Source organism: Paenibacillus odorifer (genome assembly GCF_000758725.1).
Lineage (GTDB): Bacteria > Bacillota > Bacilli > Paenibacillales > Paenibacillaceae > Paenibacillus_AQ > Paenibacillus_AQ odorifer.
Genome location: NZ_CP009428.1, coordinates 3698188 through 3714237, shown reverse-complemented (window position 1 = coordinate 3714237; position 16050 = coordinate 3698188). Strand labels below are relative to the sequence as shown.

17 protein-coding genes and 1 pseudogene are annotated in these 16050 nt (G+C 40.4%); 11 read left to right on the top strand and 7 right to left on the bottom strand.

The features are described from left to right. Window positions 1-3: 3 nt before the first annotated feature. Window positions 4-588 (bottom strand): TetR/AcrR family transcriptional regulator, encoded by a 585-nt coding sequence (locus PODO_RS16115; RefSeq protein ID WP_036687602.1) that lies wholly within the window; start codon window positions 586-588, stop codon window positions 4-6. Between the two features lie 152 nt (window positions 589-740). On the opposite strand from PODO_RS16115, the pseudogene PODO_RS31950 reads away from it, so the two are divergent. The 5 genes and pseudogenes from PODO_RS31950 to PODO_RS16090 all read left to right on the top strand — a co-directional run. After that, a pseudogene (locus PODO_RS31950) lies at window positions 741-943 on the top strand (DUF6262 family protein); the annotation flags it as partial. Between the two features lie 319 nt (window positions 944-1262). Then, a complete protein-coding gene (locus tag PODO_RS16105) occupies window positions 1263-2075 on the top strand; it encodes a hypothetical protein (RefSeq protein WP_038571491.1) in 813 nt (270 codons plus the stop codon). Window positions 2076-2612: 537 nt separating this feature from the next. After that, window positions 2613-3575 (top strand): helix-turn-helix transcriptional regulator, encoded by a 963-nt coding sequence (locus PODO_RS16100; RefSeq protein WP_038571488.1) that lies wholly within the window; start codon window positions 2613-2615, stop codon window positions 3573-3575. A gap of 109 nt (window positions 3576-3684) precedes the next feature. After that, window positions 3685-4311, top strand: coding sequence for a type 1 glutamine amidotransferase family protein (locus PODO_RS16095; RefSeq protein WP_036687597.1), 627 nt, complete (start codon window positions 3685-3687; stop codon window positions 4309-4311). Window positions 4312-4586: 275 nt separating this feature from the next. Continuing rightward, window positions 4587-4934 (top strand): DUF3889 domain-containing protein, encoded by a 348-nt coding sequence (locus PODO_RS16090; RefSeq protein WP_244886519.1) that lies wholly within the window; start codon window positions 4587-4589, stop codon window positions 4932-4934. Window positions 4935-5489: 555 nt separating this feature from the next. Here PODO_RS16090 and PODO_RS16085 read toward each other — a convergent pair. Next, complete coding sequence (locus tag PODO_RS16085; protein ID WP_038571480.1) at window positions 5490-6425, bottom strand: Gfo/Idh/MocA family protein; 936 nt, start codon at window positions 6423-6425, stop codon at window positions 5490-5492. Window positions 6426-6536: 111 nt separating this feature from the next. On the opposite strand from PODO_RS16085, the gene PODO_RS16080 reads away from it, so the two are divergent. Beyond that, window positions 6537-7493, top strand: coding sequence for a helix-turn-helix transcriptional regulator (locus PODO_RS16080; RefSeq protein WP_038571476.1), 957 nt, complete (start codon window positions 6537-6539; stop codon window positions 7491-7493). Window positions 7494-7656: 163 nt separating this feature from the next. Here PODO_RS16080 and PODO_RS16075 read toward each other — a convergent pair whose 3' ends face one another. Continuing rightward, complete coding sequence (locus PODO_RS16075) at window positions 7657-8901, bottom strand: MDR family MFS transporter (RefSeq protein WP_036687590.1); 1245 nt, start codon at window positions 8899-8901, stop codon at window positions 7657-7659. Between the two features lie 138 nt (window positions 8902-9039). Between PODO_RS16075 and PODO_RS16070 the strand changes: the two genes are divergently transcribed. The 3 genes from PODO_RS16070 (at window position 9040) to PODO_RS16060 (ending at window position 12444) form a co-directional block, all read left to right on the top strand. Beyond that, window positions 9040-10812: an ABC transporter substrate-binding protein gene (locus PODO_RS16070; protein ID WP_038571473.1), complete on the top strand. Its 1773-nt coding sequence runs from the start codon at window positions 9040-9042 to the stop codon at window positions 10810-10812. Between the two features lie 254 nt (window positions 10813-11066). Further along, window positions 11067-11996 (top strand): ketopantoate reductase family protein, encoded by a 930-nt coding sequence (locus PODO_RS16065; protein WP_038571470.1) that lies wholly within the window; start codon window positions 11067-11069, stop codon window positions 11994-11996. Between the two features lie 34 nt (window positions 11997-12030). Next, window positions 12031-12444: a VOC family protein gene (locus tag PODO_RS16060; protein ID WP_038571468.1), complete on the top strand. Its 414-nt coding sequence runs from the start codon at window positions 12031-12033 to the stop codon at window positions 12442-12444. 127 nt (window positions 12445-12571) lie between these two features. Here PODO_RS16060 and PODO_RS31715 read toward each other — a convergent pair whose 3' ends face one another. Beyond that, window positions 12572-12799 carry a hypothetical protein gene (locus PODO_RS31715; protein ID WP_052097076.1) on the bottom strand — a complete coding sequence of 76 codons (228 nt, stop codon included), beginning with the start codon at window positions 12797-12799 and terminating at the stop codon, window positions 12572-12574. A gap of 123 nt (window positions 12800-12922) precedes the next feature. Here PODO_RS31715 and PODO_RS16050 point away from each other — a divergent pair, with 123 nt between their 5' ends. After that, entirely contained in the window at window positions 12923-13486 is a 564-nt protein-coding gene (locus tag PODO_RS16050) for a hypothetical protein (protein WP_036687582.1), read from the top strand. Window positions 13487-13565: 79 nt separating this feature from the next. Here PODO_RS16050 and PODO_RS16045 read toward each other — a convergent pair whose 3' ends face one another. Continuing rightward, window positions 13566-13958 (bottom strand): hypothetical protein, encoded by a 393-nt coding sequence (locus tag PODO_RS16045; protein WP_038571465.1) that lies wholly within the window; start codon window positions 13956-13958, stop codon window positions 13566-13568. Between the two features lie 153 nt (window positions 13959-14111). On the opposite strand from PODO_RS16045, the gene PODO_RS16040 reads away from it, so the two are divergent. After that, complete coding sequence (locus PODO_RS16040) at window positions 14112-15017, top strand: GNAT family N-acetyltransferase (protein WP_425311653.1); 906 nt, start codon at window positions 14112-14114, stop codon at window positions 15015-15017. A gap of 119 nt (window positions 15018-15136) precedes the next feature. Here PODO_RS16040 and PODO_RS31510 read toward each other — a convergent pair whose 3' ends face one another. Continuing rightward, window positions 15137-15304 carry a hypothetical protein gene (locus PODO_RS31510; RefSeq protein ID WP_169744777.1) on the bottom strand — a complete coding sequence of 56 codons (168 nt, stop codon included), beginning with the start codon at window positions 15302-15304 and terminating at the stop codon, window positions 15137-15139. 219 nt (window positions 15305-15523) lie between these two features. After that, on the bottom strand, window positions 15524-15982 hold the full coding sequence (locus tag PODO_RS16035) for an Hsp20/alpha crystallin family protein (protein ID WP_036687578.1): 459 nt from the start codon (window positions 15980-15982) through the stop codon (window positions 15524-15526). Window positions 15983-16050 lie beyond the last annotated feature (68 nt).

Below are 16050 nucleotides of genomic sequence, written 5' to 3'. Positions count from 1 at the left end.
GTTTCAGGACTCCTTTGTAATGGCTTGTATCGCGAGCTGGGCGATTCGATCGATGTCCAGCTCGGAATTGCTCGCATAGTAGTGCAGCCCGCAGCAGCCGACCAACACGGCAAGCATAAGGTTGATGCTGTCGTCTTCACGCTGCATAGTCGATTGGAGTGGAACATACAGCCTTTCCATGAATCGTCTCTTGGCAGGGTGCCGATCTTTCTCTGGCAAGCCTGTAAAATGTTCCGCTGCCATTTTGTAGACGAGATATGCGCGGGCATCTGACTGCCACAACTGGAGTAGCGTCTTGCAATACGTTAACAACTGCCTGTCGTCAGGGTTGTCCCGGCTGATGTTCGCCCATTGAGTCAGGGTTTGCTCACATCGCTCGAAGCCGCTGCTCAGCACATCTTCTATTAGTAAATGCCGGTTGGGGTAATAATGGTATACCGTGCCATAACCGAGACCAGCCTCGCGGGCGACGTCGCGAATATCAAAGCTTCCGCCCGTACGGAAGTAGGTATGCGCGGCGAAGTCCAGGATCTGTTCTCTGCGCTGCATGCGTATGAGCTCATTTTGTTCTTTGGTACGGGGGCACATGGGCGCGTTAACCTCCTTTTTTAATATAGACCTGCAAATTTGTCAATATAAAGAGTGTAACGCATGAGGGGGAGAAATGCAATTATCTGTTGGCGTTCGATGAAAACAAGTATTAGACTGAATAATAAAGTGCTTACCGGGTAGACAATCCTGAGATACGTGTTCGCGTTGAATCGCTTCGTCAGCAGCAAGTTCAAGTGCCGACACCGAAACAAATTAAGCGGGAGATGGATGAAAACAACAAGGACGCCATCATTGCGTTGTTAAAACGAAAGATGAAGAACTCGAAGAAGAAAATAAAAAGTTGCGAGAACAACTTAAGTTTTCCTATGCGGAGGTCTATCAAAGGATTTGAGGGAATGACTGTTAGCATATTTAGCTTACGGGCAGCTTAGTTTAAGATCATACTCGGTGAACTGTATCATAAATAGGGGCAAGTTTAACCCTTGAAACCAGTGAGCTAGGATCAATTTCGTTTCGAGTTAATGTGAATAATAGCCATTATTTTTAAATATGCGACAAAAATTGCATTTGAAGAAATATTATTGTATGATTTGGTGTGTTAAAAATTGGAAAATTTAATCGTCATTGTGTGGACAGTACGGATACTACTTCAGCAGTTAATTATGGCGTAACCAAAGTTTCTTATACTTATTAACTAAGGAGAAGCAGCCTTGCGTAAGAAGAAATATGTTAGCATAGCCTCAATTACATTGATTGTGATTATGGTCGTTCTATTCTTCAGTATGAAAAATGTTCTTTTCGACGGCTCTTCTAACAAATCAGAGGAACAGGCCGCCACAACAACCAGTGAGATGATTAACGAGACAGAGAAACCAGCTGCCACAATAACGAATAAGGGAACCAATGAAAAGAAGAGTGTAACCGCGATGGAGGCACTGCGCCTTGGGTACTCAGAGGCGAATAAGCTGACGGAAGAAGAGCCATTACTTATTAACATAACAAGCACGGATGACACTTCTGTTTCCCAGGAACGAACCGATGGTTCGGATGGAACAAGAGATGCTTGGAATCTCGAATTTGGCAGCAAGAAAGGGAATGTTTTTATTTATATCAAGATCGATAATGGAATGGCCATTAAGACTGATGTGAAAAAGCACGATAAGAATTTACTTGTAAAAGGACAGTACGCGATATCTGATATTCAAATCGATTCTTCCGATGCAGTTAAACAAGCTGTTGAGAGACTGGGGATGAAACCAGGAAATCCTGCTATAGCAGATGACTGGATCAAGGGGTATCATTTTACTATCAGCGGGTATAATACTGATCCTAACTCCTCCAAAACACGTCTGCTGCTAAGAGTTATGGGTATCTCGCCGAATTCTCCTAATCGTGAGAATGACAGTTTGAGAATGAGCGCTTTCTTTGAAGTCAAAACAGGTGAATTGATGAGCGCTACCGAGATGACAGGCTTCGACAAGGATGGGAATACCATGTGGAAGAATATTGAGCTTAAATACTGATGACGGCATAAATAAATGAAGAAGGAAGATATTTTCGTAAAAATACAACATATTACCAAATAAAGAGTTATTATTGATGGAACTTACCGTGCGTTACTGCTCATGAGCAGACGCATGGTAAGTTTGTTTTTATGTAAAGGCGTTATTAACTGTCTACTTGGTAAAGTCTATACGCATCACTCAAGTTTATTGAACTGGAAATATCCATTCTTCCAGGTGATGTATATGCTGAGTATATTCTTTAGTCCCCTGAACGGCGGTTAGGTCAATTGGAACCTAGCGGATCAAAGAAAGAGCATCCTGCAAAGGATGACCCAAAAACTTACCGTTACAAACAGCGCGGTGAACTGTATCACAAGTTGTGGTAAAGTAGATTGTTGGGTTGAGCTAAGAGCAGCAATGTTAAAAATTGCAGATTGTTGTTTATAGATTGCTAAGTGAGGATTGAAAGGCTGGAAGATCGATGAATAAAGGGATGCAGGCGATTCGCAAAGCTAATAATTTTGAGCGATCCTAATAAAAGATGAGGTATATGTGATGCCAAAAAACGATAATATGCTGGCAATCCTATGGATGCTGAATTCGGGTGTTAAAATGACCGCAAAACAAATATCCGAAAAGTTAGAAATAAATATAAGGACAGTCTATCGGTATATTGATGCGCTAAGTGCCAGTGGAGTGCCTATAATATCCGACACTGGTCATAATGGCGGGTATAGCTTACTGAATAATTTTATCAGAGCACCTCTGCTATTTGATATTGAAGAAAAAAAAGCACTTCTTCATGCTGCTGTTTTTGCAAAAGAAGCCGGATACCCTTTGAGTGAGGCATTAGGTAATGCGACATCCAAATTGAAAATGTATTCGAATGAGGAACAGGAAAGTGTTCTCAGCCGTCATTTAGCCGGATTTGAAGTTATAAACCGTAGGGAAGACCCTTCTATTCAGCCAGTATTAGCGGAATTGGAGCAAGCTGTAGCAAACGAATTCTCTGTAGAAATTGATTATCACACACGCCGTGATGATCAACCCAAGACTAGGGTGATAGATCCCTATGGAATGGTTTACTGGAACAATAAATGGTATATTGTTGCATTTTGCCATCTGAGAAATGAGATCCGCAGCTTTCGGGTAGAACGGATTTTACAAATCAAGCGTACTCAAAACATATTTAAACGTTCCGAAGCTTTTTTGGCTCGAGAATTTTTTTTGCGAAATCTATTACCTGATTTAGTCGGCAAGGACGGGTTGATTGCTTTAATTATCGAAGGTAGATCAGAGGCGTTGGATGACTTATGCCTGCATTGGTTTTTGGGGCATCATCTGAAAGAGCGTACATCAAATCAAGCAATCTTTTTACTTGAGGAAAAATCAATTCATACCTATGTTCCTAATTTTCTCTTATCCTACGGGAAATCCATTCAAGTAATCGAACCACAGAGTTTGAAGGAAAAACTTGTTGGTGTTGTGTCGGAGTTAATGGAATATTATCAACTTTAATAACTTCACTGACAGCGGATGTCAGTGAAGTCATTTTATAATGACGATAATCATTGATTACCGATGGTTGGTATCACTAGATGAATTGTAAAATAAGGAGAACTTGCAAATGAATAATACGGTATATCTTTATGTGTTTGACACAATGGCAGACTGGGAAATAGGCTACGTAACTGCCGAACTGAAATCGGGAAGATATTATAAAAAGGGGCTGGTCCCGTCAAAAATAGTTACCGTGGGAATTGATAAGACTCCAGTAACTACAATGGGCGGATTGAAAATACTGCCTGACATCAAATTGGATGAGTGCAGCATTGAAAGATCAGATCTATTGATTTTACCTGGTGGAAATACATGGACAGAAACTATTCACCACCCCCTCTTGAAAATCGCTGAAAGGTGTTTAAGGGAAGGTATATGGGTTGCAGCGATTTGTGGTGCTACAATGGGACTTGCCCAGACAGGATTGCTGAATTCACGTGGGCATACAAGCAATGATCTGGAATACCTTAAAATGATCTGTCCCACTTATACAGGAGAAAAGTATTACAAAATGGAGTCTGCTGTAACGGATGGAAAACTGATCACAGCATCTGGAATAGCTCCATTGGAATTTTCTGCACACATCTTGAAAGCTTTGGATGTGTTTTCTCCAAAAACATTAGACGCCTGGTATAACCTTAATAAGACTAATGATTCTAAATATTACTATGAGTTGATGAATTCAATACAATGAAGGTATCAGCATTTAAGGAAAAGTGAAAGTGTGTTGTATATATGGATATGGACAAGATGCCACATGAGTAACAATGCGACTTAAAATATTCCTTCCATAGGAATCCTAATGGAGTACGATAGTTAAGCATAAAGGGTTCCACATATTAGTCATGTATAATATGTGGAACCCTTTATTATATCTGACTTTCCTAAATCTAGATCTTGATTAATTGAAAAAATAAAGTTGTAGACTGCACGCTGGCATTAAGTTGTTTAAGAATACATTTGGATAAAGTGGGAGATATTACTGAAAACTTCTCCAGATGGGCGGTTATTATGAAAAAAATACTGATATCATTTTTGGTGATACTTATTTTTTCCACTGTTACAGTAGAGGCTGCGCCTGAATACGCAAAATGGGGCAAAATTGCAGTAGAGGAAACACAAAAACGATACAATGCAGTCATAATTGATTATAAGCACATTGGTCGTACTGAACTAACACCTAAAAAGTCTGAAGAGAAATTCAAACTATGGATTAGAAGCAAAGCAGGTAATGAGTTTGGGGTTTTTGTATCAATCCAATTTGACCCATCAACTGATACAATCCAATCGATTCAGTTTTCTGAAACTAATCGTTAGATTTAATAAATCTCGCTATTTACGCTAATGGGGCACGATAGCGCAATGACAACAGGCTGCCGAGATCATAGGCAGCCTGTTCAGCTAACGGGCAGAATAACGTGATGTAGGTGTGTACTTTAAATGAGAAGAGTAATAGAGGTGGATTAAAGATAGGACTTTATTTTCCAGTCCAAGACTGCCGCTGGTTTTATAAGGCGCCATTCTAAAAACCCTATTTGCCTCGGTCATTACCTCCTCAATATCAGCAGGGACCACGATCTTTGAGAATTTCCATCGTATGACTAGTTTAACCTCTAATTGAACTATCTTAATCCCAGGATGAAATCCCTCCAAAATGCTGTGAAATAACAGCATTTTATAAACTAGAACTAAGGACAGCTTACCAAAAAGGACTAAAATTACTACTTTGTTCTATAATTTCAACATATGAAAAATTCACAATAGAAAAATCAAAACCTATTCCTCACCCTAGCTACAATCCACTAATTCCATAAGTTCTACACCCCCACAAACAAAACCATGAAAAAGGATACCTAACACCAACCTCTATGTTTACACAAGCTTTTTTCCTATTTTTATTGCTAGTTCCATAGCTTGTAGGGCATGGTCTAACTCGATTATGGATGAAGTACCATCCTCTAAGCATTGGAGAGCATGCGTAATACTCTTTTCAAAAGGATTAGCTTGTTCTATCAATAGTTGCTGTTTACCTGCAGAGGTATATTCAATTAATGATCCTTCAACCTTTCCGTTCATGTCGTCACTTTCTTGATAGACAAGCTTTCCTTGTTCAAAATAAGCTTCATACCCTACGGAAAAAGGATAACCAGCTGGCATTTGTGAGGATACAACGATCTCTGCGGAGACATTCGTTTTCTGAAAATGGGTACGTACTAAAGCTTGTTCATTTCGTCCACCATCGGTTCCCCACACAGAGTATTCTTCTAAAGATCCAAGCAGCCAGGTTACAAAATCAAGTTCGTGAATCATCAGATTTGTGGAGATAGAATGAAGTCCGAGATCCCCCCAGAGAGGAGACGTTTCTCTTTTTAAGGTGAAGGCTAAAAGCTTTCCATATTTCTCATTAGAAGTGGTTTCGTATAAATATTTGTACGCAGGATCAAATTTAATAAATTGGTTCACGAGAATTCGTCTGCCATACAATTGTTCTGCTTCCTTCATCGCAAGGGCATCTTCAATGGTAAAGCATACGGGAGTTTCACAGAATACATGTTTTCCATGCTTAAGCGCCTCAACGGCAAACTGTCTATGTAAAGTTACGGGCAGACAGATATCGATCACATCAATTGTGGTATCAAGCATGATATCCTCTATATTTGTGGTAATCTCAACGCCTAACGCTTGTTTTAAATTTTGCAGCTTAGCTTCATTTCTACCATAAACAATAACTTTGTCTACACGCTCATTTTTCGTCAATAATTCTGCATGATAAGCTCCGAACCCTGTTCCTAAAACGGCAATTTTCATATGTTTCAGCTCCCTTTATGTAATGAACTAATCATAACCTCTTATTGTTGACAACATCATGGCAAGAATTTTGAAGTATACTTGATAAAAAAGAAAAGCTCGGAGGTTCCCATGCGCTTGCATCGTTTGATTGCTATTTTATTATTAGTGGAGTCGAGAGGGAAAATGAAGGCCAATGAACTAGCTCAAGCCTTGGAGACTTCTGTACGTTCAATCTATAGAGATATTGATGTACTAGCTGAAGCTGGAATTCCTTTGTTGTCTATGTCGGGGCCGAATGGTGGTATCTCCTTAATGGAGGGATATACAGTTAACCTGAAGCAGTTACATGGTGAAGATGTAATCAATCTATATTTAACAGGTATGGGCATCTATTCTGGAGGACATTCTGAATCTGGTCTTAAGCTGAAGACGACGCTGTTGAAATTAGAAAAAACATTGCCCGCATCTTATCAACCTGACATTCAGAAAGCGCAAAAGCGCTTTTATTTCGATGACACACCTTGGTGGACAGAACGAATAGAAATCCCCTGTCTGGAATCTATCCGGACAGCCGTTTGGCGATCTCAGAAACTACAGGTTAAGTACCAAAAGGTTAACGGAGAAGTATCGTGCAGGAAATTACAGCCCTATGGTCTTGTGGTGAAAAAAGAGGAATGGTATCTTATAGCCTACTGTGAAGAAGCTAATCAAATCCGAACGTTTAAATGTGAGCGAATTGTCTCTACGCAGCTTGTGGAAGAAGAGTACTCTATACCTATGGATTTTTCATTAGAAGAGCACTGGAAGCAGCAGGGACAGGTTTTTAAGCAAGCGTGTAAAGAAGAAGAGGTCTATCCTGTTGTGATCAGAGCTGATAAGAGAACAATGTCTTCTTTATCTCAGCTAGAGATCATGGAAATGAGAGAAGAAGGGGATGCATTCATTTTAAAGGTGAATATGTTTGGTTATGAAAGTGCATGTGCTAATGTCTGGTGCATAATGGGTCATTCCGAAATCATGGAGCCCTTAGAGCTAAGGCAATATGTAAAAGGCCAGCTGAGTTTTCTTCAGGGAATATATGATTAACCGTTTTTTCTATGTAAAAGAGACCGTAGCTATTGCATATTCTGCAAAGATACGGTCCCTCTTTTCTGATTAAAAGAATTAATTCACATAATTGGTTTACATAATAATGATTATGTTAACCGAAATAAGGATGATCCAATAAACAACGTATTGAATTGGAAAATCATCCTTTTATTGCTCTATTTTTAATACCAAGTGTTAATTTCTCTCTGGCAACAAGTCTTTTGTGCGCTACGAGAAGAAAAGGAAGACCAAAAGCTGTTGTTAAAGCCAACGGCACAAAGATCGCAAGGCCATTCTGAGCGCCATAATGGTCTAACAACACCCCACCGAAGATAGGTGCCATAACACTCCCTAAATTATTAAAGCCAATCGTACCAAAGTACGTCCCTTTCATTTCAGGTTTGGCAATCCGATCGATTAACATATCCATCATCGTAAAGAGTAAGACTTCCCCTATAGTGAACAGAACTACACTGATCATTAGTAGAGCCACACCACCAGCAAGCCCCACTAAGAGAAGACTAAGTGCAACGCAGATATTCCCAAGTATTAAAGGGACAATCGGTGGAAATTTACTTGCCGTACGTACAATGGGATACTGCACCACTAACACGGTTATAGCATTCAGTGAAAGCATATAGGAGAACAATTGCCCCCCATTGGTGAAATGCGTGTTCATCGCTAAATATTGAGCCATTGTTGAGCCGAAGTGACCGTATCCTAACACACAAAAGATTGTACCCAGCAATACTGGCAGGAACACACGGTCTTTTCCTGTGATTGTCAAAGCTTCGAGTAAACGTGGTGCTTGAGCTTGTGTACGGGCGGGCATGCTTGAACGATGTGCCTTAAATTGCATGAATAATACAATTCCGTATGCAACATATACGATTCCGGCGATTAGAAAAGGAAAAGTTGATTCCGCAGAGCCGAGCTGTAGCCCAATGATCGGACCAAATACTACACCAAGATTAATTGCTGCATATCTAAGATTAAAGACAAGCAGCTTGCTCTCGGGTGGTGTAATATCGGACAAAAGTGCCCGTGAAGTAGGCTCGAATACTGATCGACATAAGCCATTTAGGGTGTTTACCAAGAAAAATACCCATAGATGCTGAGCCACTGAGAATCCGAAGAAGACGGCTGCCCAGCCAAATACCGAGATTAACATCACAATTTTGCGGCCAACAATATCAGAAATATAACCGCCATAGAAACTAGCCAATACGCCTGCCAGCGAGCTAACCGCGACCGTAATCCCTGTTTGTGTCGGGGAAGCTCCGAGAACTTGGGTCAGATAAATGGATAAGAATGGGATGCTCATCGAGGTCACCAGACGTCCGAACATAGTGCCGATGATAATTGTCCAGGCTAGAGGGTGAATGTGCCTTAGATGCTGTTTCATAATGATTACGATCTCCTTATTGCTCTAATATTGTTGCTGCATATTCATTGTTGATTTATGTATAATTATAATGATAAAAGGGGGAAGGAAAAGTGTAAGAAATACATTGACCGTTTCACCTTTAAAGGAGTGAACCATTTGGACCAGATAAGTAATCATTTTTTATGTTTAGCAGCAAGCGTTACTAGTTCGTTCAAAGTGAATGAACCTGTTCCTGTGACGATAGATTTATTGGCTTCGATCCTAATTTGCACTCCACGCAATGTTAAATTCGTTCTGCGGAAACTGGAAGAGCAGGAATATATTCTATGGCAGCCGGGGAGAGGCAGGGGGCATATCTCTCAACTTACTTTTTTAAAAAGTATTGATGAGGTGTTCGAGGATAGCTTTCAGGAGTTAGTCAGTAAAGGCAAGATAAAAGAAGCTATCGAATTGATGAGCAGCGATCAGGTGACCGGACCCTTAAAGGAACGATTGTTAACGATGTTAAATAAACAGATGGGTTTCCGTAGTGAAGCAGAGTCAACCTCAGGGCTGGACGTCCTGCGGATTACCCGTAACCGGCATAAGGAAGTACTGGACCCTGCTTATGTATACACCGCTTTTGAATCCTATTTGCTGGGTCAGATCTATAGCACACTAGTTACTTATGACGCAACGACCGATGCCTTTCTTCCTGGTTTGGCCCATATGTGGGAAGCTAATGAGGAGCATACAAGTTATATTTTTTACCTCCGCAAGGGGGTACGCTTTCATCACGGAAGAATTATGACCTCGAGAGATGTAAAAGAGACGCTCCAACGGCTTATTGACTTGAACAGCCCTGCGGTGAACCTTTATAAGGATATCGAACGAGTAGAGGTTGAAGGAGATCATCGAATCCGGTTTGATCTGTCTCGTCCAAATCTCTTTTTTCTGCATCTGTTTAGTTGCATTCACATGTCCATACTCCCATACGATATAGACATCACTAGTGAAGTGAGCGGTACAGGTCCTTACCGTTTAATGGATCTGAATGAGGATGTTTTGGTGCTCGCAGCTTTTGATTTTTATTTCGGAATTCGGCCGCTCCTGGATCGTGTTGAGATTTGGTATTTGCCAAAAGAGGCTTCTAATGAACGCCAATACCAGCTGCCAGATCCTGAACATGGAGAACTTTTACCTGATATCATCAGCAATCACAGTATAGATTACCCGGCCTTAGGCTGTAGATATATTCTGTTTAATTTTCATAGAGAGGGAATTCATCAGCAGCTATGGTTTCGTCAAGTGATCCGTATCCTTTACAGTCGAACGGCTTTAATAAAAGAGTTGGGTGGCAATCGTATCACTCCAGCAGATAGCTTTTTGCCATGGGAGAGCAGTAAGAGAGAGCTTTTAGATCCAACTTTGGAACATGCCCGAGCGCTTTTAGCGGAAAATGGGTATCAGGGAGAAGTCATTACTTTAGCAACTAAGGATAAAAAAGAAGAACGAGAAGAAGCGTTATGGCTCCAAACACGCGCTGCCTCCGTAGGTTTGCAAATTGAGTTATACTTTTTCAATGAGTTTAAGGCAGATCATATACAGACAACAGCCGAGATCCAGCTTGCTGAAGAGGTTTTAGAAGACGATTGGCAATGGGGAATGATTAACTACTTTAATAATAAATCTAATTATTTATTTTCTTTGCTTAGAGAGGACCAGATTTCATTGTTTTCAAAGGTGTTAGGTCCTTTCACAGAATCTCCAAAGGATGAACGGGTGAAGCTGCTGAATCAAGCGGAGGGAATTTTACGAGACAATTATTGGGTGCTGCATGGCTGTCATATGAATAAAAAAGCTCAGCTAAATCAAAGCCTGTTTGGTCTGCACACCGGTTCCTTCGGGTTTTTGGACATCTCCAAGTTATGGATTAAAACTAGGCTTTAAGGTTTTCTTTTGTTATACTTTCCAGGGAGGCTGTATCGATAGAATCGAATGGTGCTCTAGTTGGATCAGATTTATGAATAGTAATTTAATTGTAGCCATGGAGGTGAACTCGTTGGATTTTGCTCAGATCCGTATGGACCGAGACAAAAGAACGGTCGATACTTGACTCTTTTTTTGCCATTCGGACCTGTTTAGCGGATAAGCTAAGCGGTCTTTTTATTTGTTTAAAATAAGGTGAAAAAGGGGAGACTTACATGCGTTTTCTATTCGTGGGTGCAGGAGCTATTGGTGGTTATTTTGGAGGGCGTCTAGTTCAAAAAGGGGAAGATGTAACTTTTCTAGTCCGTTCTACTAAACAAAAGCAGTTAGAAGATGAGGGTCTGGCAATAAAAAGTGTGCATGGTGACTTTCAGACTCCCGTTCGGACGATTACATACGGGGAGAAGGCAGAGCCTTTTGACTGTATTATTATTGCAGTGAAGGCCTATCATTTGCCTCAGGTGATGATGGATCTAACCCCTTTCGTCGGTGAACATACAATGATTCTCCCGCTCCTCAATGGTCATAATCATTTTGGTATTATGCACAAGCATTTTGGAGCAGAAAAGGTATTGGGTGGTCTTTGTTATATCGAAACAACGTTAGATTCGAATGGAGCTATCATACAAAGTAGTTCTTTCCATAGTATTGTGTTTGGTGAATGGGCGGGTGGGGAGTCAGAACGGATGCAGATACTTCTCAGCCATTTGGATAAAGCAGGATTCACTGTGATATTAAGTTCTGATATTCAACGCGAAGTGTGGCAGAAATATATATTCGTAGCTAGTTTAAGCGGGATTACAACTTTAATGGATAGCTCGGTTGGACCTATTTTAGCCTCACCTACAGCTCGTGCTATTTATGAGCAGCTTCTGAATGAGATCGTGAGCATAGCGCAAAGTGCAGGTATGCCTGTTGGACCAGATATGGTGTCGGTAACGATGCAAAAGATGGATTCGGTCCTGCCCGAATTTACCTCCTCTATGCATAGGGATATGCTAAAACATCTGCCAGTGGAAGCTGAGCATCTGCATGGTGCACTTTTGGCGATGGCGATGGCTGTACCTGGACAAGTTATGTATCCCATTCTCGAAACTGCATATGCCCGTTTGAAAGTTTACGAAAGCGTTAATGATATGAGATGATCTGTATAAAATGACTGTAAGGAGCTGGACGATTATGAAGGAACTGAATCAAAAGATAATGACTTTTCTAATGTTCGAAGGGAAGGCTGAAGAAGCTATGAATTTCTATACTTCTTTATTTGATCACTCCGAAATCATCAGTATTAAACGTTATGGAGCAAATGAAGCAGGCCCTGAAGGGAGTGTCATGCAGGCTACTTTTTCATTACATGGACAAGTTTTTATGTGTATAGATAGCTACGTGAAGCATGGATTCACCTTTACTCCAGCGGTATCCTTATATGTGAATTGTGAAAGTGAAGCTGAAATTGACCGCGTTTATGAAGCATTATCCCAGGGTGGACAGGTGCTCATGCCACTAGGTGAATATCCATTCAGTTCGAAATTTGGCTGGGTGGCGGATCAATTTGGCGTGTCTTGGCAATTAAATCTTCTGGGGAATGTGTAAACGATTGATGTGTTGCACAGACAGATAATACGCTGTATCACAAGGGGCCGAGGTCATCTATAAAATGACGAACTCGGCCCCTTAGTGTCAGGCAGCGGAAAGGTCTGAAGACTCTTCTGATTTTAACTCACGATTGCAGCCCGCTTATGACTAATGATGAAATTCTCTCGGCGACTTCTTGTTGATTTATAGTATTATTTCCTGTTACCCATTGATAGACACCCTCATGGATCATTTGTGCGATGATCGGTACATAAAAGCTTTTCACGTTATCTGGGTAGAGATCTCCTAAAGCGTTAGATAAGTGAACCTTCAGCTCATTTATAATCTTCTCTTTCAATTGAGGGACAACCATCCCTATATAACTGCTGCGGCAACTTAAAAACTAAATCTTATTTGATTAGCAAGTCGCTTTAATGGCGGCTTGTTATCTATTTTCGAATACTTGTCTCCCATTAGAGTAAAGGAGGAATGTAGGGTGTCCTTTAATCCATATCAAGTATGTCCAGTGTTTGAAAGTGAAAGGTTCGTATATAGACTGGTTCAAGAATTAGATGCTGCTGATTTATTAGAATGCTATTCAGATGCTGATTCCATTCCGTTGTTCAATAGCGATAACTGTAATAACGATTTTAACTTTCAAACGATAGAAGAGATGAATCGGTGTATTCGATTCTGGCTGGATGAATATGAAGGACATGGTTACATTCGCTTTAGTATCGTAGAGAAGAATAGTGGTAAGGCTGTTGGCACTATTGAATTTTTTGCGAGAAATGAGGGCGTTGAAGGGGTAGGAGTAGTTGGTGTCCTAAGAATCGATCTGATCTCAAGGCTGGAGAATGAAGGTAACCTTAATGAGATCCTCTCTTTGATTGAGAAGGAGTTCTATGATTGTTTTGGGGTTGATGCGATGATTACCAAGGCGATTCCTAGCGCTGAGAAAAGAGTTATAGCGCTATTAAATAGTGGTTATGCAAAAATTGAGGGCGATACGCTGGTGCCATTCAACGACTATTATATGATCTCGAGGGTTTCCGGTTAGGAGTCGAATCTAAAAGTACATAACTGAAAAGAGGAAGTGAACCTGAAAGGGTTTACGTCCTCTTTTTGGAAGATTGGATTTAATTACATTGCTGAATAACGGTTGTGCGTTCATTAGTAATCGTGACTTTGGAATGACCTGATAAATATTCGGTATAACCGCACACGGTTTGTTCTTTAGACTGTCCGTTAGAGTTGGTGTATCGAAGATATATAGCACCTTCACCATTTAGACTCAATTTTGGTGTGAATTTTTTCTTTTGTCCTGCTTTTATTGGACTTGTATACGATTTCTTTGAATCCGCACGAATTAATCCTACTTCGATAGAGCTAATATCAACATCAGATTGATTATCTACGATGACTGAGAAGCTTTTAAACGGACTCAGAAGATTTGATATCGTCCCTACGCCAAGAACAACTCCACAAGCAATCAGAAATATCGTAATCCCTATAAAAAATCGTTTTCTCATCTTTTAGTCCCCCTATATAAGTAAGACAGGGTTTACTTAAAAAATGTTACATCAAGGAGAAGTTATTTATAACAATTAATTACCAAATGTAGCGTGGACATGCATGTTATTATAAATATATTCCATATTAATGATTTGAAAAGGGGTTTTGCATTGACTACTATTCGTCATTTTGAACAAGGTGACATGCCATTACTTGGGGAACTTTATAACTCGGTATCTACAAAGGGGAATGTTGTTTTTTGGTGGGTTGGTAATGAGGAAAATTGGGAAAATGTATATTGCGCTTTCGAGGACGGTAAAATGGTGGCCAAAGGCCAAGTGAGCATCATTAATATTGTGCCGCCCGGCCGTTCCAAGGATAGCAGACATTCGATCTACCTGAACTTAAAAACAATACCAGAACGTGAAAGTGATTTTGATTTATTAGAAAAAGTGTATCAGTCACTCTTATTAAGAGCACTTGAATTAAAAGAAACGTTATCGAAGGAGTATAAAGCCACTCTATGTGTAGGGAACGATTCGGCAGAGGTCTTGAATACTCAATTTTTCGAAAAAGTGAAGAGCTTCTCTCATTATAATAGCTTATTTAAGATGAAACACAATCTAAGTGATGGTTTGTCCGAACCCACTCTGGCTAAGGAACTTGAATTTGCAACTTGGAATATGGAGACGCCTGAAGAAGACGAGCATTATTTGGAATTAGAAGCTGAGATTTGGCCGGAAACTCCGCTAGGGAAAGAACGGTTAGCTGAATTCAAACAAAATCCGCTCTGGACATCACTTGTTGTTCGAGAAGGGGAGAAGGTTGCGGGTAGCTTAATGGTCTGGCAGGAAGAGAAGGGCGGCTATATCGAAAATGTATTTGTACTTGAACCATGGAGAAGATCCGGAATTGCTAAGTACATGCTTTTTCAAGCATTGAACTATTTTAGAACCCACGGACTGGAAGAGGCATGCCTGATGGTGCTTACGGAAAATGATTCTGCATTACGGCTATATGAATCAGTGGGATTTATTCTAACGAATGAGGAAAGACGATATCGGATTGAGCTATAAAATTTATTGGAGTGAAGGATTACCAAGCAAGTACGATAGCTTTTTTGTCGAGCCTAGGTTCGAAGTTAAGGTCGCACTTTATTTGGTAATCCGCTCTGTGAATCAACTGCTAAATGCTTTCATGCCTTTTGCTTTCCATCACATTTCTTACATACGTTAAGTTTTTCACCTGAAATGCCTTTCCCGAAGTACAACAGCTTAATACGTGTGCTGCCACAGATCGGACATGTTCCTCTAGCCCGGGATGGAATGCGCCAAAGTGCTTTGCCGCGTTTGTTTTTAGACATGATTTGACCCCACCTTTACTCTGGATACTCCATCTTATGACCAAGAGGAACTTAAAGTTCGAAGAGCGAAAAGAATAGAAAATCGGATGAAAAAGGGCCAAAAACACCTTTAAAAAACAGCGTATAACTTAAATTATACGCTGTTTTGATTTTAAGGCGTTTTTTTAGGGGGAATGGGGCACTTGGACGAGTAAAACAGGTGGATTTTAAAGGGATATTTTATAAATAACGGATGTCGATATCTTTGAATCTTCCCGCTGACATTTTAGCCATTCTGAATTGCAGGGAACCTTGCTTATAAGTGCCTCTGCTCTGATCTGGAATGACGGGAACTGGCAGCTGAATAATCTCGCTATGATCTTTTCCTAAACCTGTTAATTTAATTTGTGTGCGATTGATTTGTGCCCATATACTTTCGGGGTGGATTCCGCTCGGAATACGAATTTTGGTAATCAGATGATTATGAGTGTCGATATGCTCAAAGCTTAAACTTGAGGTTTCGTTCATAAATGAAGAGGAGGTCGCTGCAGTTGCTTCTCGGATGACTTTTTCGACATACCCGTCAATTTGGTTAGGATCCAACTTCCACTGCTCTTCAAGAGCTTTCAAGGATAACTTTTTCTTAAAAAAAGGATCTTCATTCATCCAATCTAAAGGGTTCGTCTTATTGGGACTCATAGCTCTGCGCCTCCTACGGTTTTTATCCATTGTATGGGCGTTTGACTTATTCAGTGACATCTGGGCGA

Coding starts and splice junctions, on each gene's coding strand:
- PODO_RS16075 (WP_036687590.1), bottom strand. CDS start 8,901: ATGAAACAGCATCTAAGGCACATTCACCCTCTAGCCTGGACAATTATC.
- PODO_RS16085 (WP_038571480.1), bottom strand. CDS start 6,425: ATGAAAATTGCCGTTTTAGGAACAGGGTTCGGAGCTTATCATGCAGAA.
- PODO_RS16035 (WP_036687578.1), bottom strand. CDS start 15,982: ATGAGTCCCAATAAGACGAACCCTTTAGATTGGATGAATGAAGATCCT.
- PODO_RS16045 (WP_038571465.1), bottom strand. CDS start 13,958: ATGAGAAAACGATTTTTTATAGGGATTACGATATTTCTGATTGCTTGT.
- PODO_RS16065 (WP_038571470.1), top strand. CDS start 11,067: ATGCGTTTTCTATTCGTGGGTGCAGGAGCTATTGGTGGTTATTTTGGA.
- PODO_RS16060 (WP_038571468.1), top strand. CDS start 12,031: ATGAAGGAACTGAATCAAAAGATAATGACTTTTCTAATGTTCGAAGGG.
- PODO_RS16080 (WP_038571476.1), top strand. CDS start 6,537: ATGCGCTTGCATCGTTTGATTGCTATTTTATTATTAGTGGAGTCGAGA.
- PODO_RS16095 (WP_036687597.1), top strand. CDS start 3,685: ATGAATAATACGGTATATCTTTATGTGTTTGACACAATGGCAGACTGG.
- PODO_RS16115 (WP_036687602.1), bottom strand. CDS start 588: ATGTGCCCCCGTACCAAAGAACAAAATGAGCTCATACGCATGCAGCGC.
- PODO_RS31510 (WP_169744777.1), bottom strand. CDS start 15,304: ATGTCTAAAAACAAACGCGGCAAAGCACTTTGGCGCATTCCATCCCGG.
- PODO_RS16100 (WP_038571488.1), top strand. CDS start 2,613: ATGCCAAAAAACGATAATATGCTGGCAATCCTATGGATGCTGAATTCG.
- PODO_RS31715 (WP_052097076.1), bottom strand. CDS start 12,799: ATGGTTGTCCCTCAATTGAAAGAGAAGATTATAAATGAGCTGAAGGTT.